At 43.4% G+C, this 24,509-nt stretch carries 27 protein-coding genes and 1 riboswitch; of the genes, 17 read left to right on the top strand and 10 right to left on the bottom strand.

What is annotated here, in order from left to right; genetic code table 11:
- The first annotated feature begins 28 nt into the window (after positions 1 to 28).
- The 3 genes from murA to NSQ54_17430 all read left to right on the top strand — a co-directional run bounded on the left by murA (position 29) and on the right by NSQ54_17430 (position 3,666).
- Positions 29 to 1,363 carry a UDP-N-acetylglucosamine 1-carboxyvinyltransferase gene (gene murA, locus NSQ54_17440; protein WYP26089.1) on the top strand — a complete coding sequence of 445 codons (1,335 nt, stop codon included), beginning with the start codon at positions 29 to 31 and terminating at the stop codon, positions 1,361 to 1,363.
- 153 nt (positions 1,364 to 1,516) lie between these two features.
- Positions 1,517 to 2,548, top strand: coding sequence for a stage II sporulation protein D (gene spoIID / locus NSQ54_17435; protein WYP26088.1), 1,032 nt, complete (start codon positions 1,517 to 1,519; stop codon positions 2,546 to 2,548).
- A gap of 221 nt (positions 2,549 to 2,769) precedes the next feature.
- The gene (locus NSQ54_17430) at positions 2,770 to 3,666 is read left to right on the top strand and encodes a M23 family metallopeptidase (GenBank protein ID WYP26087.1); all 897 of its coding nucleotides are present in this window, start codon (positions 2,770 to 2,772) and stop codon (positions 3,664 to 3,666) included.
- Positions 3,667 to 3,712: 46 nt separating this feature from the next.
- On the opposite strand, the gene NSQ54_17425 is transcribed toward NSQ54_17430, so the two are convergent.
- The gene (locus tag NSQ54_17425) at positions 3,713 to 4,708 is read right to left on the bottom strand and encodes a nuclease-related domain-containing protein (GenBank protein WYP26086.1); all 996 of its coding nucleotides are present in this window, start codon (positions 4,706 to 4,708) and stop codon (positions 3,713 to 3,715) included.
- Positions 4,709 to 4,778: 70 nt separating this feature from the next.
- On the opposite strand from NSQ54_17425, the gene NSQ54_17420 reads away from it, so the two are divergent.
- The 9 genes from NSQ54_17420 to NSQ54_17380 all read left to right on the top strand — a co-directional run bounded on the left by NSQ54_17420 (position 4,779) and on the right by NSQ54_17380 (position 10,758).
- Positions 4,779 to 4,922, top strand: a complete 144-nt coding sequence (locus tag NSQ54_17420) for a hypothetical protein (GenBank protein ID WYP26085.1) — start codon at positions 4,779 to 4,781, stop codon at positions 4,920 to 4,922.
- Between the two features lie 879 nt (positions 4,923 to 5,801).
- A riboswitch (guanidine-I (ykkC/yxkD leader) is annotated at positions 5,802 to 5,907 on the top strand.
- Between the two features lie 65 nt (positions 5,908 to 5,972).
- Complete coding sequence (locus NSQ54_17415; GenBank protein ID WYP26084.1) at positions 5,973 to 6,323, top strand: SMR family transporter; 351 nt, start codon at positions 5,973 to 5,975, stop codon at positions 6,321 to 6,323.
- The gene (locus tag NSQ54_17410; GenBank protein ID WYP26083.1) at positions 6,310 to 6,624 is read left to right on the top strand and encodes a multidrug efflux SMR transporter; all 315 of its coding nucleotides are present in this window, start codon (positions 6,310 to 6,312) and stop codon (positions 6,622 to 6,624) included. The genes NSQ54_17415 and NSQ54_17410 overlap by 14 nt, the downstream gene beginning before the upstream one ends.
- 138 nt (positions 6,625 to 6,762) lie before the next feature.
- Positions 6,763 to 7,050, top strand: a complete 288-nt coding sequence (gene spoIIID, locus NSQ54_17405) for a sporulation transcriptional regulator SpoIIID (GenBank protein WYP26082.1) — start codon at positions 6,763 to 6,765, stop codon at positions 7,048 to 7,050.
- 224 nt (positions 7,051 to 7,274) lie between these two features.
- Complete coding sequence (locus tag NSQ54_17400; GenBank protein ID WYP26081.1) at positions 7,275 to 8,279, top strand: rod shape-determining protein; 1,005 nt, start codon at positions 7,275 to 7,277, stop codon at positions 8,277 to 8,279.
- Positions 8,280 to 8,297: 18 nt separating this feature from the next.
- On the top strand, positions 8,298 to 9,098 hold the full coding sequence (locus NSQ54_17395) for a flagellar hook-basal body protein (GenBank protein ID WYP26080.1): 801 nt from the start codon (positions 8,298 to 8,300) through the stop codon (positions 9,096 to 9,098).
- A 27-nt stretch (positions 9,099 to 9,125) separates the two neighbouring features.
- Positions 9,126 to 9,938, top strand: a complete 813-nt coding sequence (locus tag NSQ54_17390; protein ID WYP26079.1) for a flagellar hook-basal body protein — start codon at positions 9,126 to 9,128, stop codon at positions 9,936 to 9,938.
- 31 nt (positions 9,939 to 9,969) lie between these two features.
- Positions 9,970 to 10,326 carry a DNA-directed RNA polymerase subunit beta gene (locus NSQ54_17385; protein WYP26078.1) on the top strand — a complete coding sequence of 119 codons (357 nt, stop codon included), beginning with the start codon at positions 9,970 to 9,972 and terminating at the stop codon, positions 10,324 to 10,326.
- An 87-nt stretch (positions 10,327 to 10,413) separates the two neighbouring features.
- Positions 10,414 to 10,758 carry a hypothetical protein gene (locus tag NSQ54_17380; GenBank protein WYP26077.1) on the top strand — a complete coding sequence of 115 codons (345 nt, stop codon included), beginning with the start codon at positions 10,414 to 10,416 and terminating at the stop codon, positions 10,756 to 10,758.
- Positions 10,759 to 11,087: 329 nt separating this feature from the next.
- Here NSQ54_17380 and NSQ54_17375 read toward each other — a convergent pair whose 3' ends face one another.
- The 6 genes from NSQ54_17375 to NSQ54_17350 form a co-directional block, all read right to left on the bottom strand.
- Positions 11,088 to 11,885: a hypothetical protein gene (locus NSQ54_17375; protein WYP26076.1), complete on the bottom strand. Its 798-nt coding sequence runs from the start codon at positions 11,883 to 11,885 to the stop codon at positions 11,088 to 11,090.
- Positions 11,882 to 12,580 (bottom strand): ABC transporter ATP-binding protein, encoded by a 699-nt coding sequence (locus NSQ54_17370; protein ID WYP26075.1) that lies wholly within the window; start codon positions 12,578 to 12,580, stop codon positions 11,882 to 11,884. Before NSQ54_17370 ends, NSQ54_17375 begins: the two co-directional genes overlap by 4 nt.
- Entirely contained in the window at positions 12,567 to 12,956 is a 390-nt protein-coding gene (locus NSQ54_17365; protein WYP26074.1) for a GntR family transcriptional regulator, read from the bottom strand. The genes NSQ54_17370 and NSQ54_17365 overlap by 14 nt, the downstream gene beginning before the upstream one ends.
- A 39-nt stretch (positions 12,957 to 12,995) precedes the next feature.
- Positions 12,996 to 13,793: an ABC transporter permease gene (locus NSQ54_17360; GenBank protein WYP26073.1), complete on the bottom strand. Its 798-nt coding sequence runs from the start codon at positions 13,791 to 13,793 to the stop codon at positions 12,996 to 12,998.
- Positions 13,794 to 14,720 carry an ABC transporter ATP-binding protein gene (locus tag NSQ54_17355; protein ID WYP26072.1) on the bottom strand — a complete coding sequence of 309 codons (927 nt, stop codon included), beginning with the start codon at positions 14,718 to 14,720 and terminating at the stop codon, positions 13,794 to 13,796. It abuts the gene before it with no gap.
- A gap of 358 nt (positions 14,721 to 15,078) precedes the next feature.
- Positions 15,079 to 15,381: a hypothetical protein gene (locus NSQ54_17350; GenBank protein ID WYP26071.1), complete on the bottom strand. Its 303-nt coding sequence runs from the start codon at positions 15,379 to 15,381 to the stop codon at positions 15,079 to 15,081.
- A gap of 688 nt (positions 15,382 to 16,069) precedes the next feature.
- Here NSQ54_17350 and NSQ54_17345 point away from each other — a divergent pair.
- Complete coding sequence (locus NSQ54_17345; GenBank protein ID WYP26070.1) at positions 16,070 to 17,257, top strand: NTTRR-F1 domain; 1,188 nt, start codon at positions 16,070 to 16,072, stop codon at positions 17,255 to 17,257.
- Between the two features lie 268 nt (positions 17,258 to 17,525).
- Here the strand turns inward: NSQ54_17345 and NSQ54_17340 are convergent, their stop codons facing one another.
- Both NSQ54_17340 and NSQ54_17335 read right to left on the bottom strand, forming a co-directional pair.
- A complete protein-coding gene (locus NSQ54_17340; protein ID WYP26069.1) occupies positions 17,526 to 19,544 on the bottom strand; it encodes a methyl-accepting chemotaxis protein in 2,019 nt (672 codons plus the stop codon).
- A gap of 990 nt (positions 19,545 to 20,534) precedes the next feature.
- Positions 20,535 to 21,296, bottom strand: a complete 762-nt coding sequence (locus tag NSQ54_17335; protein ID WYP26068.1) for an alpha/beta hydrolase family protein — start codon at positions 21,294 to 21,296, stop codon at positions 20,535 to 20,537.
- A 126-nt stretch (positions 21,297 to 21,422) separates the two neighbouring features.
- Between NSQ54_17335 and fabZ the strand changes: the two genes are divergently transcribed.
- The 3 genes from fabZ to NSQ54_17320 all read left to right on the top strand — a co-directional run bounded on the left by fabZ (position 21,423) and on the right by NSQ54_17320 (position 23,125).
- Positions 21,423 to 21,854 carry a 3-hydroxyacyl-ACP dehydratase FabZ gene (fabZ, locus tag NSQ54_17330; GenBank protein ID WYP26067.1) on the top strand — a complete coding sequence of 144 codons (432 nt, stop codon included), beginning with the start codon at positions 21,423 to 21,425 and terminating at the stop codon, positions 21,852 to 21,854.
- A gap of 169 nt (positions 21,855 to 22,023) precedes the next feature.
- On the top strand, positions 22,024 to 22,290 hold the full coding sequence (locus tag NSQ54_17325; protein ID WYP26066.1) for a hypothetical protein: 267 nt from the start codon (positions 22,024 to 22,026) through the stop codon (positions 22,288 to 22,290).
- 145 nt (positions 22,291 to 22,435) lie between these two features.
- The gene (locus NSQ54_17320) at positions 22,436 to 23,125 is read left to right on the top strand and encodes a response regulator transcription factor (GenBank protein WYP26065.1); all 690 of its coding nucleotides are present in this window, start codon (positions 22,436 to 22,438) and stop codon (positions 23,123 to 23,125) included.
- A gap of 83 nt (positions 23,126 to 23,208) precedes the next feature.
- Here the strand turns inward: NSQ54_17320 and NSQ54_17315 are convergent, their stop codons facing one another.
- Complete coding sequence (locus tag NSQ54_17315) at positions 23,209 to 23,727, bottom strand: sigma-70 family RNA polymerase sigma factor (GenBank protein WYP26064.1); 519 nt, start codon at positions 23,725 to 23,727, stop codon at positions 23,209 to 23,211.
- A gap of 216 nt (positions 23,728 to 23,943) precedes the next feature.
- Here NSQ54_17315 and NSQ54_17310 point away from each other — a divergent pair, with 216 nt between their 5' ends.
- The gene (locus NSQ54_17310) at positions 23,944 to 24,432 is read left to right on the top strand and encodes a competence protein ComK (protein ID WYP26063.1); all 489 of its coding nucleotides are present in this window, start codon (positions 23,944 to 23,946) and stop codon (positions 24,430 to 24,432) included.
- Positions 24,433 to 24,509: the final 77 nt, after the last annotated feature.

The raw sequence follows: 24,509 nt of genomic DNA, 5'->3' as shown, positions 1-24,509 counted from the left end.
ACAAAAACTTGACGCGGAGGGGACTATGTTGGAAAAAATTATTGTCCGAGGTGGCAACAAGCTACGCGGATCCGTCAAGGTAGAGGGCGCAAAGAACGCTGTATTACCTGTGATCGCTGCATCTATTTTAGCTGAAGAGGGTACGGGAGTAATTCACGAAGTACCAGCACTGGCTGATGTATATACAATGAAAGAAGTATTAAAGAATTTAAACGCTGATGTAACGTATGAGAACGGAAAGTTTATCGTTGATGCAACAAAAGAACTCGCAACAGAAGCACCTTTTGAGTATGTTCGCAAAATGAGAGCTTCATTCCTTGTAATGGGACCTCTCCTTGCGCGCGTTGGAAAAGCACGTATTGCTCTTCCAGGTGGTTGTGCGATTGGATCAAGACCAATTGATCAACATCTAAAAGGCTTTGAAGCAATGGGCGCAACGGTAGAAATCGGAAATGGATTCATTGAAGCAAGTATTGATGGTCGCTTGCAGGGAGCTAAGATCTATCTTGATTTCCCAAGCGTAGGTGCAACTGAAAACATTATTATGGCTGCTGTTTTAGCTGAAGGAACAACAATCCTTGAAAACGTAGCAGAAGAGCCAGAAATTGTTTGTCTTGCCAACTACCTAAATGCAATGGGTGCAAAAGTACGTGGAGCTGGTACTGGTGTGATCCGCATTGAAGGAGTAGACAAATTAGTAGCTGCTGATCATACAGTGATTCCTGACCGTATTGAAGCAGGTACATTTATGGTTGCTGCAGCGATCACTCAAGGCGATGTCATCGTTGAAGGTGCCGTAGCTGAGCACTTACGTCCACTTATTGCAAAAATGGAAGAAATGGGCGTAGGCATCACAGAAGTAGAAAATGGATTACGTGTTGTAGGACCTGAAAAGCTTAAAGCAGTAGATCTTAAAACAATGCCTCATCCAGGATTCCCAACAGATATGCAAGCACAAATGATGGCTCTTCTTTTACAAGCAGAGGGTACAAGTGTCATCACAGAAACGGTATTTGAAAACCGTTTTATGCATGTTGAGGAATTCCGTCGTATGAACAGTAACATTAAGATCGAAGGACGCTCCGCTATTATCTCTGGACCAAACAATTTGCAAGGTGCTGAAGTCGCATCAACCGACTTACGTGCGGGAGCTGCGCTTGTTATTGCAGGATTGGTCTCAGAAGGAGTTACTCGAGTAACGGAACTTAAACACATTGACCGTGGATACGTGAACCTTGCAGGTAAGTTAGCTGCACTCGGTGGAGACGTTGAGCGTGTTGAAGAAGTACAGGAAGTTGTCGAAGAAGAGGCAGTTGCTCTTGAAGAAACAGCACCATTAACACTTAATACGTCTACAAACTAGGTTATTGCCTAGGAAATGATACCAAACGACAGCATTTTTTAAGGAATAGAGACATTCATCTCGGTGAATGTCTCTATTCTTTTCGTTCTACTTGTCTTTTAAACAACATACCTTTAAGAGTAGCGTTAGTTAAGTGGCAATGGAGGGATGCATTTGAAGCGGTTTGCTTGGTCGTTTGTCATATTATTTGTCGCTGTATTGATAATCCCTTCTGTAATGGTTGCGTTTTTCTCAGAAGATGAGCCATCAATCAGCGCAGCAACAAAAGAGATTAAGCCATCGGGGGACGAAGTTGTGGATAAGGAAGCGGAAGAAATTGCTTCTACCATTGAAGTCGCAGTGTTTCGAAGTAAGAAGAATGTGGTTGAGCAAATACCTTTAGAAGAGTATGTCGCTGGAGTGGTATCATCCGAAATGTCACCATCTTTTGAAATGGAAGCCTTAAAAGCTCAGGCGCTCGCAGCAAGAACATATATTTTAAAGGCCATTTTAAGTGGGGAAAGTGCAAAAGTACCAGAGGGTGCCATTGTGACAGACACCATTACTCACCAAGTGTATCAAGATCCAAACGAACTTCGGGAGAAATGGGGACAAGACTTCGACTCCTATAACAACCGGATCATACAAGCAGTAAATGAAACGGCTGGAGAAATTCTGACATATGACGACGAACCTATATCCGCACAGTTTTTCTCAACAAGTAATGGATTCACTGAGAACTCCGAAGACTATTGGAGTAATCCAATTCCTTATCTTCGAAGTGTAGAAAGCCCTTGGGATCAGGAATCCCCACGTTTCACAGCGAAAAAAGAAGTAACAGATGCTGAGTTTCAGCAAAAATTAGAAGTGAGCCTGCCATCTGATGGCTCCATCTCACCAGTCACAGAACGAACAAATGGTGGAAGAGTTGCGTCCGTCACAGTGGGTGAGAAAAAACTTACTGGACGACAGGTCCGTGAAGCACTTGCTCTAGATTCTTCAGACTTCACCTGGACACGTGCCAATGGAATAGTAACGATTGAGACAAAGGGCTGGGGACACGGCGTTGGAATGAGTCAATACGGAGCAGACGGCATGGCGAAGGACGGAAAAACCTACGATAAGATTGTTGAGCATTACTATCAAGGCATTGAAATCGCTGGAATTAATCATTTCGCAGAGAAAGTCACGGCTCGTTTAAAATAATCCACAGGCTAAAGTCTGGATTCTTGGGAGTTCTAAGAATCTAGGCTTTCTTTTCTGTGGATAAAACAGCCTAAATGGGGAAAAGTCTGTGGATCTGTGAATAACTCTGTTGATTACTAGATGGAGAATGAGCACTGCTACGAAAAGAATCTCAAAATTTTTTTCACACCATGTATATATTTCTAGCAATCTGTTCAGAATGGTTGCTGAGGTGATGAGAAATGAATGAAGATAACAATCGATCTTCTAATAACGAAAGCAAGTGGTCAAATGCACAACGAATCTTACGTAAACGCTGGGTTTTGCCAGCAGTCTATCTAGTAGCAGCAGCAGGTATTCTTAGCTCCGTCTTTTATTTCCAAGGTCAAAACTTAGGAACACCACTAGAGCAAGAGAATACTGAAGAGCCAACAAACGATTTTCAATTAGGCTTTGATCCACGTGATGAAGAAGCAGTACCAGTTCAGTCATCAACAGAACTCGTTGCACTACCAACACTTGATGATTCAAAAGCAGAAATCATCGGACACTTTTACGATGAATCTGCATCAGCAGAAGAGCAACAAGCATCTCTTGTATACTACAGCAACACGTACCGCATGAACAAAGGGGTAGACTTTGGAGCAACATCTGAAGAAGGCTTTGATGTCATCGCATCCCTAAGCGGTAAAGTAACAAAAGCAGCACAAGATTCAACTCTTGGAAATGTCGTTGAAGTGACGCATGATGATGGATTCAAAACGCACTATAGCAGCTTAGCAACCCTTTCAGTTGAAGAAGGCGACACGGTGAATCAAGGCGATAAGCTAGGTGCAGCAGGACGTAACGTTTATAACGAACAAGCCGGCGTACACGTACACTTTGAAATCCGTGACAGCGAAGGCGAAGCATTGAACCCAGAAGACTTCTTCGGTGAAAAGCTTGAACAAGCAAAAGAAGCTGAAGATGCTGAAGCAGAAGCTGAAAAAGAAACACCAGCACCTGAGCAAGGCAAAGACGAAGACACTGATAAAGAAGCTGATGAAAAAGAAGACGCTGACGAGTCTAAAGACTCTGAAGAAGATGCAACCGAGCAAGACCAATCAGGCCTTGTACCAAGCGAATCTTCTAATACGTAAATATCCCATAAATGCCACTGTAATCCATAAGGGTTACGGTGGTTTTTTATGGAATGCTTAGCGGGTACATTAATTCATAGCGCCTCGCACGAAATTCTCCCACCCGATGTAGTGGAAGCTTATTCACCAAATCATAGGCTTGTTGCCGGTTCGACGTCTGCAAGAATGCATGAATCTCACTTGTGGATACCTGGTGATTTAATAGAAGGAAGTAGTCTTCAAGAGCTGAAAGATGAGCATGCTTAGACGAAATCAAACAATCAGGGCAAAACCATTTCCCAACAACGACCCCTCTCGTAAGTGTCGGACGCTGGCACGACGGGCAATATACTCCGGAAATAATGGTCGAAGCGGGAATACGAAAATCATGGAGAACATCAGAACTAGCAGGGGGAACGTGTTTGTGGACGAGCTGTTGAGTAAGCATTTCAAGTGCGTTGTCAGTCAGATAGTCTTTTGAGTACATAGATTGAAGACTCTCAAGCTTTGAAAGAAGTGCGGGAGCCGTAACGACTTGCTTCAGCAGTTGGAGATTCGTTGGAGTAGAAACAATTTTTGTAGAAGGATCACTAAACACAACAAGCTTCGCAATCGGCAGCAGCGGCCAATTATGCGCAGTCAACCAATCTCTTAGCTGTAGCTTTTGTGCCTGGATCTGTAGAAGAGGATTCGTGAGAATTTCATCATCATGCGTAGCAGACGTGCGGTAGACCTGATACGTATCCGGATCAAAATAAATAGACCCTGAATAATTTTTAATCTCAAGTATTGCGACAAACGACTTACTAATTAAAAGCGTATCAATTTGAAAATACGATTGATTCATTCCAAGCAAACGAAGATCATGAAGCAAAAACAACTGAGGATCATTCAAAAATTTAAAATAATAATTGAGTGACTGCTCCCCTTGATACCCAATCCTACGCCGATTCAGTTCCTTCTTAATATTAGGCACCTTCTCATGCTGGTTCGGTATACGCCTCAAAAGCGCCTCAAGCTGAGCGATCCGCACAGGACGCGTTCGTTCCTTCAAAACAATCAAACCATCAACTCCCTTCGTACTGTACTATTCTTTTCGAGTGGATGAAATCCTTTAAAATGGGTGAGAAAATTTGCGATGTGTGGAGGAGAATTTGCATGGGAGCGGGTTAGCAAGAAGAACGGGAGTGGGAGCAAGAAGAACGGCAGAAGTACCAAGAACCGAGGAGCCTTACCAAGAAGAACGCGGGATCTATCAAGAAGACCCACTGACATAAGGAAAAAAATGAACATTTTTTATTTTAGTCAGAGCGTCTGGGAATTAGCAAGAAGAACGGAAGAAGTACCAAGCCCATAAGCACCTTCCCAAGAAGAACGCAGGAACTATCAAGAAAAAGCGGGGGATGCACCAAGAAGAGAGGGCCGATAGCAAGAAGAGCGGAGGCGTTATCAAGATTGGGCGCTCGATACCAAGAAGGAAGAGCGTGATACCAAGATCTGGAGCACGTACACCAAGAAGAATCACACGCAAACCAAGACCCTCCACTGACATAAGGAAAAAATGTTCATTTTTTATTTTAGTAAGAGCGTCTGGGGAGTTAGCAAGAAGAACGGCAGAAATACCAAGAACCGAGGAGCCTTACCAAGAAGAACGCACAATCCATCAAGAAAAAGCGGGGGTCCAATCAAGAAGAGAGGGCCGATAGCAAGAAGAGCGGAGGCGTTATCAAGATTGGGCGCTCGATACCAAGAGGAAAGAGCGCGATACCAAGCCCGTGAGCAGCTGAAGCAAGAAACACCGGCCCAATACCAAGAATCCTCACTGACATAAGGAAAAAAATGAACATTTTTCATTTTAGTAAGAACGTCTAGGGAATTAGCAAGAAGAACGGCAGAAATACCAAGAACCCACCCCTCTTACCAAGAAGAACGTACAATCCATCAAGAAAAAGCGGGGGGCCAACCAAGAAGAGAGAGCTGATAGCAAGAAGAGCGGCGGCGTTACCAAGCCCGTCCCCTCGATACCAAGACCCATCCCAAGCCCCGAAGCACCTACAGCAAGAAAGAGCGCACACTTACCAAGAAGCCACCCCCCACACCCGCCTCACCTCCAACCTCTCCCATTGATCTCCCCGCCATCCTACGTTATAATAGCAAAATTGACCGCCTAGGGTTCCGCTGCTGCCACTGTGCTGCAGGTCTGGTCCGAGAGGGGGCGCACAGCGTTTGGCTGTGACACGGAGGGACAAAAGCCCGGGAGATGATTGCACACGTGAGGTGTGCGGATCTTCCGGGCTTTTTCGTGTGTGTAGAGAGGAGAGAGTAGGATGAGAAATTGGATGTTGTTAATCATCGGAGCCATGTTTGAGGTTGGCTGGGTGATGGGTTTAAATAAGGCGTCGTCGGTGCTTGAGTGGGGGCTCACGATTGTTGCGATTGCTTGTAGTTTTGTGCTGCTGATTCAGGCGACTAAAGTCCTGCCTGTGGCCACGGCGTATGCGGTGTTTGTGGGGCTTGGTACGGTTGGTTCGGTTGCGGTGGATACGCTGGTGTTTTCACAGCCGCTTCCCTCGCTAAAATTACTATTTATTATCACTCTTTTAATTGGGGTGGTTGGGCTAAAGATGGTGACAAAAGAAGCCGATACAGGGAGTGTGAGCGAACATGGTATGGATTAGTTTGATCTTGGCTGGAATGTGTGAGTTGTTTGGTGTAACGATGATGAACCAGTTGAAGAGTAAGCCAGGTCCGAAGCCGATTATCGGTCTCATACTAGGGTTTGCGGCTAGTTTCGCGTTATTGTCTTATGCGATGGATTCGCTCCCGATGGGGACTGTATATGCGGTCTGGACTGGGATTGGAGCGTTTGGTGGAGCCTTAATCGGCATGTTTTTTTACGGAGAATCTCGTGATTGGAAGAGGGTTCTGTTCATTACGATTATTCTCGTTTCTGTTATAGGTCTGAAGTCTGTAAGCTAATTATGATACACGTGCTGCCTCTTTTGTAAGCTCGTACACGCAGAAACCGCGCTCGTCCTTATAATAAGGTGGTATATCTATATCCACTCCCTAATAAACTGTACCAATCACCAACACAGAATTAGGGAGGCGAGTCGTGTGCATGATTACATCAAAGAGCGAACTATCAAGATAGGCAGGTACATTGTTGAGACTCGAAAAACGGTGAGGACGATTGCAAAAGAGTTTGGAGTCTCAAAAAGTACTGTACACAAGGATCTCACGGAGCGTCTGCCCGAAATTAATGCGGAGCTGGCAAATGAGGTGAAGGACATTCTTGAGTATCACAAATCGATTCGCCATTTGCGCGGTGGAGAAGCGACGAAAGTCAAGTATCGAAAGACTGTAGATGTTTCGGACCATTTAATTGTAAAATCTCGTCAATAAATTTCCCCAAAATCATCCCTAATCAAACATTATATGATAAAATCTACAATTAGGTATATAGGCCTGTCAATCTGGACTCGAGCACATTTTGAGTACCGCCCCACGACGATGCATGTTTGCAATTTTGTAAGGGTGACTCAGTCGGATGCTGGTAAGAAGAGACGATAGCCTTTAGAAAATTGTAAATGATGACATAATGTTCGAATTATAGGGAGGAACGAATCATGTTTGGTCGAGATATTGGAATTGATTTAGGAACGGCGAACGTACTTATTTTTGTAAAGGGAAGTGGAATTGTCCTTGATGAGCCATCTGTTGTGGCTATGGAAACCTCTTCGAAAAGCGTATTAGCTGTAGGTGAGGAAGCATATCGGATGGTAGGACGTACTCCTGGGAATATTGTGGCGATCCGTCCAATGCAAGACGGCGTTATTGCTGATTTTGACTTAACTGAATCGATGCTGAAGCATTTTCTGGATAAGATTAAAGTAAGAAGCATGTTCTCAAAGCCTCGTATTTTAATCTGTTGCCCAACCAACATTACATCTGTTGAGCAAAAGGCCATCCGTCAAGCGGCTGAGCGCAGCGGTGGGAAGGATGTCTATCTAGAAGAAGAGCCTAAGGTCGCAGCAATCGGCGCCGGTATGGATATTTTTCAACCTAGCGGAAACATGGTCATTGATATAGGCGGTGGAACAACAGATGTTGCTGTTCTTTCCATGGGTGATATCGTCACCGCCTCATCAATTAAAGTCGCTGGGGACCGTTTTGATTCGGAAATTTTAACGTACATTAAAAAGCAGTACAAGCTGTTAATTGGTGTGCGTACAGCTGAAAACATTAAGAAAACCGTAGCCACCGTATTCCCAGGCGGACGTCAAGAGGAACTCGAGATTCGTGGGCGTGACCTAGTAAGTGGTCTTCCAAGAACGATTACGGTACGTACAGAAGAAATTCAAGGAGCGCTTACTGAATCAGCTTCTTACATTGTACAAGCTGCAAAAGAAGTACTTGAAAAAACACCTCCTGAGTTATCTGCAGATATCATCGATCGCGGAGTCATCTTAACAGGTGGGGGAGCCCTTCTACACGGAATTGACGAGTTACTTGCTGAAGAGCTTAAAGTACCAGTTCTTGTGGCAGAAGACCCAATGCACTGTGTAGCAAAGGGTACAGGATTAATTTTAGAAAACCTAGATAAAATGAGTAAGAAACGAGCTCGCGTCTAATCTGAGAGGAGAGTTGTCATGCTACGTGGTTTATACGGAGCAGCAGCCGGAATGCTGACTCAGCAACAACGTCAGGAAATGCTAACAAATAATCTGGCCAATGCCCAAACACCAGGATATAAAGCGGATCAAGCAAGTATCAGGTCCTTCCCTGAGATGCTTTTAGAAGCACGAAACGTCAATACAGTTACGGGGAGAGGGTACCAGATTGGCTCCCTTTCAACGGGTACCTACATGCAGGAGGCCACTCCAAACTTCATTCAGGGATCTCTAGTTGAAACGGGAAATGGCACGGACTTTGCGCTACTTGATGGCGTGCTTCCTGAGGGTGATGCGGGTGCGCGCCCTATGCTATTCTTTACGGTGCAAGGGGATGACGGGACACCTCGTTATACGCGTAATGGTCAGTTTGCGGTTAGTGATTCTGGACAGCTTGTTACAACAGAAGGCTACCCTGTATTAAACGCAGCAGGACAACCGATTCAGGTAGAGAACGAGGAATTTTTAATCAATGAGCAAGGAGCCATTACAAGCTCTGAGGGTGTGAACCTTGGTCAGATTGGCATTGCCTATGCGGAAGATGCACAGACCCTTGTAAAAGAAGGAAATGGACTCCTACGCGCGGAAGAAGAGCTGCCAGCAAATGCCTTTGATTTTCAAATTCGTCAGCGTTTTGTGGAACAGTCGAACGTAGACTCTAACCAGACGATGGCAGATATGATGAGTGCGATGCGTACATTTGAAGCGAATCAAAAAGTACTGCAGGCATATGATCAAAGCTTAGATAAAGCAGTGAATGAAGTAGGCAGAATTGGCTAACACCAAGGCTTATAAAGGAGATTGTTCATGAATATTTCATCCAACATTGCATCAGTCACAATGGGACAGCTTCAAAGTAAGCTTGATACAATTTCAAACAACGTGTCCAATAGCGAAACGGCAGGGTATAAACGCAGAGATGTTACCTTTTCTGATTTATTAAACCAGGAATATACGAACCAACCAACGGAGGGCAACCGATTAACCCCTCCTGGCCTACGTGTTGGTTCAGGTGCAAAAATTGCCCAGACTCGTCTATCCAATGACCCGGGCATTGCGATGCAAACTGGACGAATGCTTGATTTTGCGCTAACAAACGGCTATCATTTCTTTCAGGTGGAGAGAAATGAGAACGGTGCTTCTGAAACAAGATTGACTCGAGAAGGAGCTTTCTTTTTAACGGAAAACCCAAACAATGATCAAGAGCTAGTTCTTGCAAACGAAAATGGCTTTTACCTACTGGATAATAACGGTGAGCGAATGACGGTTCCTTACACATTTGAATCCATTCAAATGAATGCAAATGGACAGCTTGAAGCTCTGCTTCAAGACGGGACAACGGCCGCCATTGGAGAAATTGGATTAGTTGAGGTAGAGAAACCTCAGCTGCTCGAAGCTGCAGGCAATACCGATTTCCTCATGCCTGACGGAGACAACCGGATGCAAATGATTGCAGCCTCGGACCAGCTTATCCAACAAGGAGCCCTTGAAGGATCAAACGTCGACATGGCAAAAGAAATGAGTGACTTAATGCTAACCCAGCGTCACTATCAACTAAATGCTCGTTCCCTATCCATCGCTGACGAAATGGCTGGCCTCGTCAACGGTATCCGTCGCTAATTGCAAACGTTGCTCGACTGGAGAGAGATACATGAACAAGAACCAAGAAAAGCCTCAGAAGTCGGAAAAGAAGACAACTGAAGCACCCAAAAAACAAACCAAAGCCAAAACCATAACACGGGCGGAAATTCGCGAAGCCAAAGCCAAGAAAAAAGCTGAACAAAAAGCTCAGCAGAAGGCCGAAAAACCAGCCCGCGTCAAAAAAGGCCGGATCCGCATCCTGCCCATTTGGCTGCGACTATATATCATCCTCACCCTCATCGGTGCCTCCCTCTTCCTCGGAATGATGGTAGGCTACGGCACCATCGGAGGAGAGGATCCCTTCGAAGTATTCAAGCTCGACACATGGTACCACATCGTCGACCTGATGAAGGGTGTAGAAGACTAACGCGTGCGTTAGTCTTTTTTTGTGTTTGGAGGGACGATGGGGGACGCAGGATTGATGGAGGGGGAGCGGGAATCGACGAAGAGGAGGATGGAATCGACGAAGAGAGGACGGAATCGACGAAGAGAGGACGGAATCGACGAAGAGAGGACGGAATCGACGGAGAGAGGATGGAATCAACGGAGAGAGGACGGAATCAACGGAGAGAGGACGGAATCGACGGAGAGAGGACGGAATCGACGAAGAGAGGACGGAATCGACGGAGAGAGGACGGAATCGACGGAGAGAGGACGGAATCGACGGAGAGAGGACGGAATCGACGGAGAGAGGACGGAATCGACGGAGAGAGGACGGAATCGACGGAGAGAGGATGGAATCGACGGAGAGAGGATGGAATCAACAATGAGAAGAAGATATCAACAAAGAGGAAGCTAAATCAACAAAGAGAGGAAAGAATCAACAAAGAGGAGGCCGAACCAACAAAGAGAGGAAAGAATCAACAAAGAAGAGTCGGAATCAACAATGAGAAGAAGATATCAATAAAGAGGAAGCGGAATCAACAAAGAGAGGAAAGAATCAACAAAGAAGAAGCGGAATCAACAAAGAGAGGAAAGAATCAACAAAGAGGAAGCGGAATCAACAAAGAGAGGAAAGAATCAACAAAGAGGAAGCGGAATCAACAAAGAGCAAACAAAATCAACAAACCCACACCCCCACCAAACTAAACCACAAAAAAAGACTGCCCACCCGGACAGCCTCAACGATCAAATCTCTACTTTTCTAGCAAGGTACCACCACGTTAGAAAATAAAATGATGAATAAAGAATTAAATCAAAAATTAAGCTACTTACGTACGTAATAGGTTCATCGGAATTACCTGTTGTACTAAAAGTAACCTCACTATTACTAAATGTAAATTCAGCTTGAGTAAAGTTAGTCTCCATGTAGATTGGACCAATCTCTAGAAATGAAAAAGTTTCAGCAACTTCAATCCAAGGATGAACCCCAACAAAGAGGATGATAAGTAATAGTGCAAATACAGGTCCCTTCCAACCTTTTTCACCTTTCACCATGATAACACCAATGAAGAATGGAAAAATCCCTAAGGTAAGAAAGACTACTGAAAAGGGAATTAAGTACATTAGGTCACTAGATAAAATGAATTTAAGTAATTCATATGAACCATCATGTATAGGCGATTTGCCTATTAATCCAGTTATAGCCCATAGTATAATAACAAGCACTATAATATAAAGTGTCCAAATGACGACAGATAAAGCTTTACTCCAAATTTTCTTATGAACAGAAGTGGGGAGCATTAACCAGTGAGCCACTGTTTTCATGCGCCATTCTTTCCAAATTGCATTGATAGGTAAGGCAATTCCCAAAAAAATGAATTGAGATAAATAAAGGAATGGTATAAATTCGTAAGCCACTTCATTAAACTTCACAGCCAACCACGTAAACACCACCGCAATCAACACCAACACCGCTGAATAAATCACCATCATCGGCACTTGCAGTCTAAGATCACGCTTTAATAGAGTAAGAAACGAGGTCATTTGCTCACCTCCTTGAAAATTTCCTGAACCGTTTTGCCTTGTTCGATCCGCATTTCTTCTAAATCCTCGGTAAAATACGCGATACTGAAGCCTTTAATAATGACCAATCCATCAATCAAAAATTCAATCTCATCATATTCGTGCGTGGCGAACAAAATAAGTCGTTCCTCATCCAATGTAAAGGAAGAAAGCAGATGTAACAAATCCTCTTTTTTATTCGTATCAATCCCCGAAAGTGGTTCATCCATAATCAAAACGGGTGCTGGATTCGCAAGTGTGAGCACAAGGTTAAATAGGTTGCGGTGGCCTTTAGATAAGTTTTTAATTTTGCCATCGACCGGCAGCTTGATCATATCTAACATTTCGTACACGCGATTCACCTGAAAGTTCGGAATCATTTTTTCGTGAAATTGAATTTGGTACTCGAGCGTTGAGAAGCCGTCCAGCATCTCTTGGTCGGATAGATAGGCAACCTGGCTCCGCCGGCCTTCTGCAGTGGTATGGCCATTTACGGAAATGCTTCCTTTTGAGGGGCGGGCAAGGCCACTGATCATGCGGAGTAGTGTGGATTTACCTGTTCCATTTTCTCCAATGATTCCGTAGATGCGGTTGCCCTCCAGTGTTACATTCAGATCTCGAAGCACTTCTTTGCGCCCGTATGACTTTGATAGTTGAGTGATTTCAATTTTCTGCATCTGACCCGTCCTCCCGTGCCTCAAGTAACGAATGAAGCTGATCTTTAATTTGGTTGTCGGAAAATCCTAGTTTATGCAGATAATCAATTAGTTCCTGAATGTGAGACTGTGCCAATTGTACTCTCAATTCTCTTACCACCTCTTCGTCCTCTGTTACAAAAGTTCCCTGACCTCTTCTCGTAAAAGTAACCCCCTCACGATCCATTTCAAGATAGGACCGTGAAGCGGTATTTGGATTCACGCGCAAGGACTGGGCCGTTTCTCTGACCGAGGGAAGTTTATCCCCAGGGCGGAGTTCGCCATTACTGATTTTCTGATAATAGTAATCCGCTATTTGCCGATAAATCGGCTTTGACGGGTCAAACTCAATCGTCACCTAGAGATCACCCCTTTCTGTTGTTTAACTAAGCTGCTTTTATGATAAAACGTCTTTCTTTTTAAAGACAAGATGAGCGATGACCAGCAGGATGATGGAATACACTGCGATGACTGCTAGAGAAAAACCAAGTGTCATGCCATCTGAATACGGTCCACCCGGATATTGGATGAGTTCATTGGAGCTATAATAAAGAAGATTTAAGTTTGGAATAATAATAAATTTTGACCACTCAAACCTTTCTAAGAATACCATAACAATGGACCCAGTAAAATGTAGGATCAAAATTGGTGATAGAGCGAGCGCGGTGCTCCGAGTGAGAATCGCTAAAAGTAATGCAAGCACCTGATAAAAGAATAGCATTGGTAAACGATACAAGATTAATTGAAATAATGTAGAAACTGATTCACCAAATGCTGTGTTAGAGTCAAAGAAAACATAACCAATAAGAAGGCTGAGAATCGCAATTCCAACAAAGATTCCAATCGTTACAAGGTAGATCGTGACCCATTTAGAAAGAAGAATTTGTGTCCGAGAGATCGGACGAATTAACAGTTGCTTCATTGTTCCACTTTTGTACTCCGTGGCAATTCCAGATATCAACATCACGATGCTGAAAATGAGGACAAAGACAAACAATGTATCCACAGCACCCACAGCAAACCCAACTGGTTCCACTTGGATAGCGGGTATATCATCACCAAAATCAAAGTTCTGGAAGAATAGCGTCCCTGCTACTCCTACAAACAGCAATGCAACCATCACAATCGAGAAAATCAAAAACTTATTCCGATAATATGCCTTCGTCCACTCATTCTGCATTAATGAAAGAAACATCTACATCACTTCCTTTTCTGTTAACGAATGATACGTATCTTCGAGTGATTTCTTATAGGACACATGATAAATGCCAACCTCATTTTTCACGAGGGCCATTACGATAGAAGGAACCTGCTCAATTGTGGTTGCCTCGAGCACTAGGTTCTTCTCCTCTTTACGCACGGTTCCGTATTGGGCTAAGATTTCTTCCGCTTTCTTTGGTTGAGTGACTTCAAACACAGCCGCCACTTCCTGATGATCCCCTTGCTCCTGTTCACTGACAGCAAGCTCATTGATTACCTGGCCAGCCTTGATGACGATGGCGCGGTCACACATCAGCTCAATCTCGGACAACAGATGAGAGGATACAAGAATCGCAACACCCGCGTTGCGTGCAAGATCCTTCAGATACGAGCGCAATTCGCGAATCCCTTTTGGATCAAGTCCGTTTGTCGGTTCATCTAAAATTAAAATACTAGGCTCATGTAAAATGGAGAGCGCAATCCCCAGACGCTGCTTCATCCCAAGCGAGTACGTTTTGACCTTTTTATCAATGGCATGGTCAAGCTCAACCATATTGATCACTTCTTGAATGCGTTCAGGAGAAATCTTCTGTTTGGACATTCGTGCGAAATGCATGAGGTTTTTGCGACCAGACATATATTCATAGAGATCCGGGTTCTCAACAATCGCACCAATTTTGGAGAGAGCCTGCTCTCGTTCCGTACGAATACTGTGGCCGCCAATCTTCACATCGCCCTCATCCATACTGATCAAGCTGACAATCATACGAATCGTTGTTGTTTTCCCCGAGCCATTTGGGCCAAGAAATCCGTAAATTTTCCCAGCTTCCACAGAGAAAGACATATTCTTAATAATCTTCTTTCCACCTAAACTCTTACTTACATTCTCGACAACCAAAGGCCGAGCTAGCTGATCTCCCATGCTCTCCACTCCCTGTTCTGTTATGGTGTATTACTTGAATAGTACACCATGATATAGAAATGTGCAACCAGTATTTGGAGAAAAAAGTGAAATTAGGCGATGGAGAAAGAAGGCGGATGCAGGTATGGCAGGTGATTGAAGAGGAGAAGGAAGGAAAAACCTTTTTTTACTGAAATGGGGTGAGCGGGGGAGGTGGTACACTGAACCGATAAAATTCAAATGAAAATAAGGATGAAAAAAGTCCATTTTTTCTAAGAGCATTGAACTCCAAACCTAATACCAAGAAAAAAAGAACCAATACCAAGCCCGAACCCTCGTTACCAAGAACCGCGCGAGCAACAACAAGAGAAACCGCTCCCTAACCAAGCCCCCAGCAACTTCCACCAAGAAAGGACCCTCCACACCAAGACAAAAATGAAAACATCAAGCCCGCCCCCTCCATACCAAGAACAGCGAACCAAACACCAAGGACTCTCTCCGCATCACTAAGCTGAAACCCGACCCAACCAAGAACCAAAGCCAAATAATGAAGAAAAATGTTCATTTTTCTAAGTGCATTAGACCTCAAGTCTAAACCAAGAGCAACAGCACAAATACCAATCATCACCCTCTTTACCATGAGCGATGAACCAAACACCAAGAGAAAGCACCAACTCACCAAGCCCACAATCTCCATCAGCAAAGTGATGCTAGTAAAAAAATGGACAGGTAAATTTGGATACAGGTAGAGTTCAAGGTTCAAACAGTTGAAATGGTATGAACGGATAGATAACGGATAGCTGAAGTAGGTAGGGAATTAGATATGACTGAACAGATGCTCCACAACTGGGTAGAGAGATAAGATGAAGGTTTAAGATACAACGTTTGTTGACATGGGGAATGCCTGAGGGCAAGAATGAGCGAGATCTCTAAAAGCGTTTTGGATTTTATTTTGTTGTACTGAGTATAAAATATCATTCTACATAACCATATGTAGTACCGTTCTTCTTGTAAAAAGTTATTTAATAAACAAATCCCCCTTAATGCTCCTATTAAGGGGAAAGGTAGAGGAGAAGCCATACACCAAAGAAAAATTGATGTAAGAACTTACTAACAATATTTTATTCACCATAAGCCATTTAAGTTACAGTGATGTGAAGTTGATATCAACTATTTAAATCTATTGAATGCCATTTAAGGGGCAAACCCATATATCTGTTACAAGTATTCTTTGGTAAATCCACTAAATTATTTACTATCCATCTATCTGCTGAATTATACATGCATATAGGCGTATCGAGTTTCCAACATCTATCTTTCCCATAAGATATCAAAGCTCTAATATTATTGGAGTTACTAAGGAGGTAAAGATGTTAATTAACCGTCTTTTAAACAGTGGTTTTGAAACGGGAACATTGGTTCCATGGATTGTTACAAATGGTTTTCTTACTACGTCATTTAGCCATACAGGTCTCTATGCGGTTCAACTTTCTAGTGCTACAGGTGCAAGTCTTTCTCAAAATGTTGCGATAGAACCAGGTGAGAGCTTTGAGGTATTGGCCTCGCTGGCGAGAACAACTGGACTTCCATCTCCACAGGTGGTTTTAACCGTTCAATTTTTCGATGCAGTCTTTAATGCTGTTGGGGCGACTACTTCGGTGGTCATTGAAACGTCTGGTTTACCAGTTGTTGAAAATGAAACGTGGTTAACTGTGTATGAAACCACTCCAATCGTACCAGTAGGAGCAGCCTCAGCAACCATTACGTTCACTATTGCCCCTATTGTTGGTGGGTCTGACATTGTCATTGATGATGTTGCACTAATTTCTTCCAGTCAATTATTTGTCCCGAGTGGACCTCCAGGGTCAACGGGACCAACGGGACCAACAGGACCAACAGGACCAACGGGACCAACAGGACCAGCAGGGACAGGAGCCCCAGGGCCAACGGGACCAACGGGACCAACAGGATCAACAGGACCAGCAGGGACAGGAGCCCCAGGGCCAACGGGAGCAACAGGAGTGGCTGGAAACGGAGCGATTATCCCATTTGCATCTGGTCTTCCAACGGCCTTAACTACAGTTCTTGGGGGATTAGTTGGTACTACAAGTCTTGTCGGGTTTGGTAACTCTGTAACAGGAGTAAGTTTACTCGGAGGCGACACGATTGATTTAACAGGGGCTGCAGGTACCTTACTAAACTTTGCATTTATCGTACCAAGGGATGGTGTAATCACTTCATTATCGGCCTTATTCAGTACCACTGCTGCACTAGCATTAGTTGGTACTACTGTAACAATAACAGCGCAAGTTTTCCGTTCTCCAGGTCCGGTCGCAACAAATATCTTAACAGCAATACCTGGAGCATCTGTTACGCTGACACCACCATTAACGGGATTAGTGTCTATAGGAACTATTTCTACTGGTAACGTAACAGGACTTTCCATTCCAGTAACTGCAGGAGACCGTCTTTTAATTGTTTTCTCAGCAACGGCTGCGGGGGTTAGCTTAGTTAATGCTGTTGCTGGTTATGCAAGTGCAGGGTTAGGTATAAGTTAACTTTAATAAATAATTTAAATTCTTGTAAACCTTTAATATAATAAAGAAGTAGCTACGAAGAAAAACGTAGCTACTTTTTTATTGTTTAAATTGTATGGTCATTTATAAAAAAAGCGTAAAGAATAAGTTATTACTAGCGATTTATTATTAAGACAACCGAGGTGGAAGAGCGTTATACAGCGTTAAAGCAAGAGGATGGTCATAATTCGTAACATGTAACATATAAGAAGCCAGTTTTTCTGCTTTAAATACTTTGCTAGCAAAGAAATTAAATAGAATCATTTTCTTTTACTTCAAATTGTTGAACTAATCCTTGGAGTTCTTCAGCAAGTCCTGTTAATGTCTCAACAGAAGCAGAGATTTCTTCCATAGAAGCCAGCTGTTCCTGCGTTGAAGCAGACACTGTTTCGGTGCTAGCTGCTGTATTTTCAGATATGGTAGAAATATCATTAAAGGTTTTTACAAATTGATCAGTCCCTGCAGCCATCTGCTTTGTCTGTTCTGAGACCTCAGCGACCTCCATTGCTACCTCGTCTACAAACTTCTTCATTTCTGTAAACGCTTTACCTGCAACATGAACCACTTCAATTCCTTTTTCAACTTGATTTGTACTCTCATCCATTTTTTTCACCGTGTGCGTTGTTTCCTTTTGAATGGATTGTATAATACCACCAATGACTTGTGTCGATTCTGCAGACTGTTCAGCAAGCTTCCTTACTTGTTCAGCCACGACAGCAAACCCTTTTCCTTGTTCACCTGCACGAGCCGCTTCAATCGCTGCATTTAAAGCTAACAGATTTGTTTGTTCGGCAATACTTTTAATCACATCAACAACCTTACTAATTTCATCCGAGCTTTTACCAAGCCCCTGAACACTTGCGGATAATTCTTGGACGGTATCTTTAATCTGAGTCATTTGTTCTACACTTGTTTGAATGGCTTTATTCCCGTCTTGAACTAAATGAGATGCATTAGATGCTGTGTTTTGAACTTGTTCAGTACGCTGTGAGACGGTTTGAACAGACTGTGCCATCTGGATAGAAACAGTGTTTCCTTGTTTGATTCTTTCACTCTGCGTTTCTACACCGGTGGCCATCTCCTGCATTTCATCCGATATTTGTTCGGTAGCTCGTGTATTCTCTTCCGTACTTGCAGCAAGCTCCTCTGAAGAAGCTGCCAAGTGCTGTGCTTTATCTTGGACACTTGTTAGCATGGTTGATAATGCGAATCTCATATGTTCAAATGCTTTTCCTAAACGTCCAATCTCATCGTTACGATTTGGATGCACTTCATATTTTGTGCCCAAATCACCTTGACTCATTCGCTCCGCCACTTTCGTCAAAAGTGAGATTGGTCCAACAATCGAACGCAACAAGAAGAAGATAACAATTAGTCCGACGATTAATGAGGAAACCAATACAAGTAATGTTGTGTGTAGGATAGGTGTTGATGCTTGTTGAATCTCAGCCTGATCCATGACCGCAACAATCTTCCATCCTGTTTCTTCGTTTGTTAAATAATTTAACGTTTGCTCGGTTTCGTTATAAAGATAATCTATTTTTCCACTTACTGAATCCTGGAATGAGAGGAATTCTTCAGCAGCAGGCTCTCCAAGCTCTTCGGTAGGGTGTGATACATACATATTATTCTGATCTAATAGAAAGACATAGCCTTTCTCACCTATTGTAATATTATTTAACATATCGGTAATTTCACTAAGTTTTAAATTAAGAGCGGCAACACCAAGTCCATCTGCGGTCGTTCTAGCGACTGTTGTTACTGGCTCCCCAGATGAAGCAGAGATATATGGAGCGGTAAGAATGATTTCTTGTCCCGCGTCCATAGCAGTTTGATACCAAGGTCTTTCACGCGGGTCATAGTCAGGAGGATTTTGAAACGATGTAGGAGAGTTCATAAAGTTTCCCTCTTCGGTACCTACAAAGGTCTGTTCTACATCTGCTTTTGTATTCTGGAACGTATCAAGCAATATTCTCTGTTCTTCCGTCTCTTCTTCCAGAAACCCATTTTCAATATCACTAGCGTCTGCAATGTAGGCAATATTTTCTTTTTGAGATTGAATAAAATTACTAATTGTATCATCAATAATTGATAAACTTTCTGTTGTTGAACTTTGTAGTTTATCTTCAATGTTTGAGCTTGCACTTTGATATGAGCTAAATCCAATAATGATACTAGGCAAAATAAGCACAATGGAAAAAGCCAATATTAATTTTGAACGCATTGACAACGTTTTACCGGTTGGTTGTTTCTCTTTTTTTGTTTTCATCTTGTTTAGAACTCCTATATGTTTTATTTTGCAACATACATTCCCACTCATTATTCCGGATTAAATGATATGTATAATGCAACATTCTTTTTATCGACTTCTCAGGTAAAACATTTAATATGAAGCGTCGACGAGTCCTGAACGAGTTTCATTTAAAAATCGGAAAAATATGAGATAGAGTTTAAACTCCTCTAAGAATGAATGAGAAAAAGACCAAGCTGATGGTTGGGATGCATCACCTATAAAGACAAAAAACAGAAATATTAAAAACAGCGGGACAAACACCAAGAACTCTGAAATCATAACCAAGCTCCGAACCATCCAAACCAAGAATCACAACCCAATAAGGGTGAAAAATGTTCATTTTTCTAAGTGCACTGAACTCAAAACCAGAACCAAGCTTAACGGTACCAATACCAAGAACCCACATGCGTTACCAAGAGAGATGAACCCAACACCAAGAAAAACCGCTAAAACACTAAGCCCCCAGCCATCTCCACCAAGAAAAGACCCCTAATACCAAGCTCAAAACAAAAATACCAAGCCCGCCGCCCTCATACCAAGAGCAACAAACCAAACACCAAGAACACTCACCCCAATACCAAGCTGCAAGCCACCCCAACCAAGAACCACAACCCAATAAGGATGAAAAATGTTCATTTTTCCAAATGCACTGAACTCAAAACCAGAACCAAGCTCAACAGCACCAATACCAAGCCCTTACATGCGTTACCAAGAGAGATGAACCCAGCACCAAGAGCAAACGCCAAATTACTAAGCCCGCAGCCATCTCCACCAAGAAAAGACCCCCGATACCAAGCCCAAACCAAAAACACCAAGCCCGCACCCCTTATACCAAGAGCAACAAACCAAACACTAAGAACTTTGACCCCAATACCAAGCCCAAAACCCCTCCAACCAAGAACCCCGCTCCGCAACCCCCACCCACACAAAAAAACAACGCCTAAGCGTTGTCTCCTCTTTTCATTCTTACTTACAAATCTTCTCCAAAAACGATTCAATACAATAATCCCAATAGTCCCACGTATGATCTGCTTTCTCTTCCTCGTAATACGCATCAACACCGCGATCCTTCAAATGATCGCGAAATCTAATATTCATGTCATACAAAAAGTCATCGGTGCCACAGTATTGATAAAGCTCGGGCAGCGCGCGTCCTGCTTGCTGGTGCTTCGTTACTAGAGAGAAGAGGTCGGCTCCGATTGCATCGAGATCGGGATCGCGGCCGAAGATGCTGGTTAAGCTGCGCTCGCGCTCATCTTGCTGTTCTTCTGGGACGGCGCTCATTAAGCCTCGGACATCAACTGCGCCTGAGAAGCTTGCGGCTGCTCGGAAGCGGTCTGGGTGGTTAAGGGCGAGCTTGAATGCTCCGTATCCGCCCATAGAGAGGCCGGCGACATAGGTGTGCTCGGGGCTGGTTTCGATTTTAAAGTGAGTGTTTACGATGTGAGGGAGTTCTTCTGAGATGTAGGTCCAATAGTTTTTGCCGTAGGCCATGTCGGTGTAAAAGCTGGTATCGGCGTTTGGCATGATGACGGCAATGCCATGTGTGTCGGCGTATCGTTCGATTGCGGTGCGTCTGACCCAGTTGGTTTCGTTATCGCCTCGCCCGTGCAAGAGGTAGAGGGTTCTTCTTGGGTGTGTGGTTTGCGTGTGTTCGGGAAGAATAATCTGTAGTCCGGTTTGCATGCCAAGTGATTCTGGTACAAAGTGTCCGTGAAAACTAGCCAATGTCATCGCTCCCTTTTTAGTTGATAGGGTTATCGTACTTGAATCCCCTCAACTTTTCACTTAAAACGCTTAGCATCTGAATGTGATATAATTTCCTGTGATACCACGTATGAGAGGATGTTGACGATGTTAACAATTGAACAAATTAAAGAGATTATTCCCCACCGCTATCCCTTCTTATTGATTGACCGTGTGGATGAAGTAGAAGAGGGCAAACGTGCTGTGGCAATTAAAAATGTAACAGCAAACGAGGAGTTTTTTAACGGGCATTTCCCGGACTATCCTGTGATGCCAGGTGTGCTGATCTTAGAGGCACTTGCACAGACGGGAGCGGTTTCGATTCTGACAAAGGAAGAGAACAAAGGGAAGATTGGTTTGTTTGGAGGCATTGAGAAATGTCGTTTCAAGCGTCAGGTAAAGCCCGGTGATCAGCTTCGTCTGGAAGTTGAAATCACTCGTTTAAAAGGACCTGTGGCTAAAGCACATGGTGTGGCAACAGTAAACGGCGAAGTGGCTGTGGAAGCAGACATGACGTTTGCCCTGCAACAAAACAGTTAATGGCACGTCTATAAGGCGTGCTACGTGAATCATTGGATGTGTGCAATATGGGAGACCGTGTGTTCCTGCAAAAGAATGTATAACTCGGGCTTGTTTAATAGACGACTGGCGCAGGCGTTGGTAAGATGATAGCTGATCAAAACAACTACGCATTGCGGGAGGTCAACGTATGAAGAAGTCAACAGGCATTCTAGCCGCAGCCTTTTTATCTGTAGCTGTTCTAAGCGCATGTGGAGATGATGACGGACAAGATACACCGTCCTCAAATAGCAGCGACCGCGATAGCATTGAAGATCCGGCAACCTTTGATGAGCCAGAATCAGCTGAAGATCAAGAAGAGTTCCAAATGGAATCGTCGGACGAACAGCTAATGGACAATGATGATGAACGAATGGACGGTGGCTCGGTCGAATCGGACGAGCAATCAGACGAATAGATGGCAGAAGACCCCTGTTGCATAGACAGGGGTCTTTTTCCTATGAAGTTAGGCAAATATTTTGTGACAAAAGTCCTTGTTATTACTATGAAAATCCTTCTTTACCACGTATACTATAAAAAAGTAGAAGCGAGGGAAGAGAAAGATGGCAAGGGCACAAATTCTTCTGATAGATGACAGTGATGATTTGTACGAAAAGTTGGACCGAGATGCAAAGAAAGAAAAGTTTATTCTTATCAGGCAACGAAGTGACTTCATGCTTGAAAGAGTCATGCAGATGCTCGAACCTAAGCTCATTATTCTTGGAGAAGCCTTACTAGACAGGGAGCCACTCGAGTTATGCACACTCCTTCGAGGTCAGACAGTGATCCCCATCATCATGACTCTTGGACAAACATTCACGATGGAAAACGTAATCGAAGCGGGAGCTAATGATTTTCTTTCAACGCCTGTCCCGTATGAAGAGTTGCTGTTACGTGTAAAAGCACACCTGAATCATTATAAGCGAACGCGTGATCAACAACAGTGTGAGCTCCAGCTCAATGGTCTTTCCATTGATTTAATATCACAGAAAGTCCAGCATCATCATAAACAGATTGATCTATCAGCCCAAGAGTTTAAGCTCCTGACATTTCTTGCGCACAGTCCAAACACTGTCTTTAGCTCGAACCAGCTGTTTTACCATGTATGGGGAGATGAGCGGCCCTATGATCCTGGTACAGTCATGGTTCATATTAGTAACATCCGAAAGAAGCTTCCTTTAAAAGAAGGGGACCCTTGCTTTATCCAAACCATTCATGGGGTGGGGTATACCATCCATGATTTCTATTGTTAGATAATTTGACAGAATATTTTGATAAATTAATTGCATGACAGCTATCAGACAAGTATAATTTTAACTGAATTACAAAATGTAAGTTAATCCTTCATTTTTCGTGGATCTCCGAGGGTTTTTCCCATTTCTCGGAGTTTACGACGCGCCGTTTTGCTCCAGCTGGCGACAGTGTTCACTGTTACATGTTCTTTGGCAGCAACAGACTTGATGCTGTTTCCTTGAATAAGCACCTGTTCAACGTAGAGCAGTTCGCGTGGTGATAATTGGTTCAAGAAAGGAGTGAAGTAAAACCCGGAGTTCTCGTATTCATCTTCGATAGAAAGATTCTCAAGCAGATGTTCTGAGGATTCATCCGTCAGTACAAATCGTTCTGCCATGCGAATCTCCTTACGCAAGTAGGAAATGAGATCACCGCGTACACGCAGCTGTGCAAAGGCTGCAAATTCCCCTTTTTCCGGAGAGAAGCGGCGATGAGCGTCCCACAGGGCGATCATCGCAACTTGATAGGCTTCATCATAATGCTGCATGAGACTTAGTCGTTTAATCTGACTCTTAATAAGTGGGGTGTACTGAGTTAGTACCTGATCGAACGTAGAATTCATTGTATAAACCAATCTGAAAGCGCGCTTTCTATGGATTCCGCGGTAGATACAGATTAAGAGAGTTCCGGGTTTTGTGCATGTAGGTAAAAAGGGGAAACGGGAAGAGAGGAAGGCCAGTTTTACAAAAAATGACCTCAAGATTATACACAAATGACAGCTTTTAATTCGTTCTTTTTAAAGAAAAGTATCATTTTAAAAATCTTAAGGAGGCTCATTATGACAACATATACACCACACATTCAGCACGCGGACGATTATGAGATTACTCAGGATACGTTACTGATTAAACCCTTATATGATATTGAATTCTCGTCCGTAATCATGGAATCGAATCAAACATACTACGTAAAACAAACGCCTCTTCAGTTAATTAAACAAGCTTGCTTAACAAACGGTTCAAGCTTCGATGGCCGTTCAACGTTTAGTGTGTCAAGTCTAGGAATCAAATCTAAGCCCCCGATCTTAATCAGTGAAAGCCAAGCGATTATCGCGGCACCGACACATTCACCTTCAAATCCAAGATGTGAGTGGTTCTTTTCAAGGCACGTAGTAGCAATTGATGAAACGAATCAAGAAGGAAAGAATGGTACACAGGTCACGTTCAGGGACCGTACCAAAGTTTTCTTTGACATCTCACACAATCAATTTCTTGGCGCGCTAACCAAAGCACACAGATGCCAAGCATTCCTACAAAACTTTCAATAAAGGAAAAGGTGCGGACCTCAATGGTTCCGCACCATTTTTTATTAAACAAACGTTTAAACAATCTGCAAAACGGGTAA

This window comes from Alkalihalobacillus sp. FSL W8-0930 (assembly GCA_037965595.1).
Classification (GTDB): domain Bacteria; phylum Bacillota; class Bacilli; order Bacillales; family Bacillaceae_D; genus Alkalicoccobacillus.
Note: the sequence above shows the minus strand (reverse complement) of the source record. Positions and strands in the feature narration are given on the sequence as shown.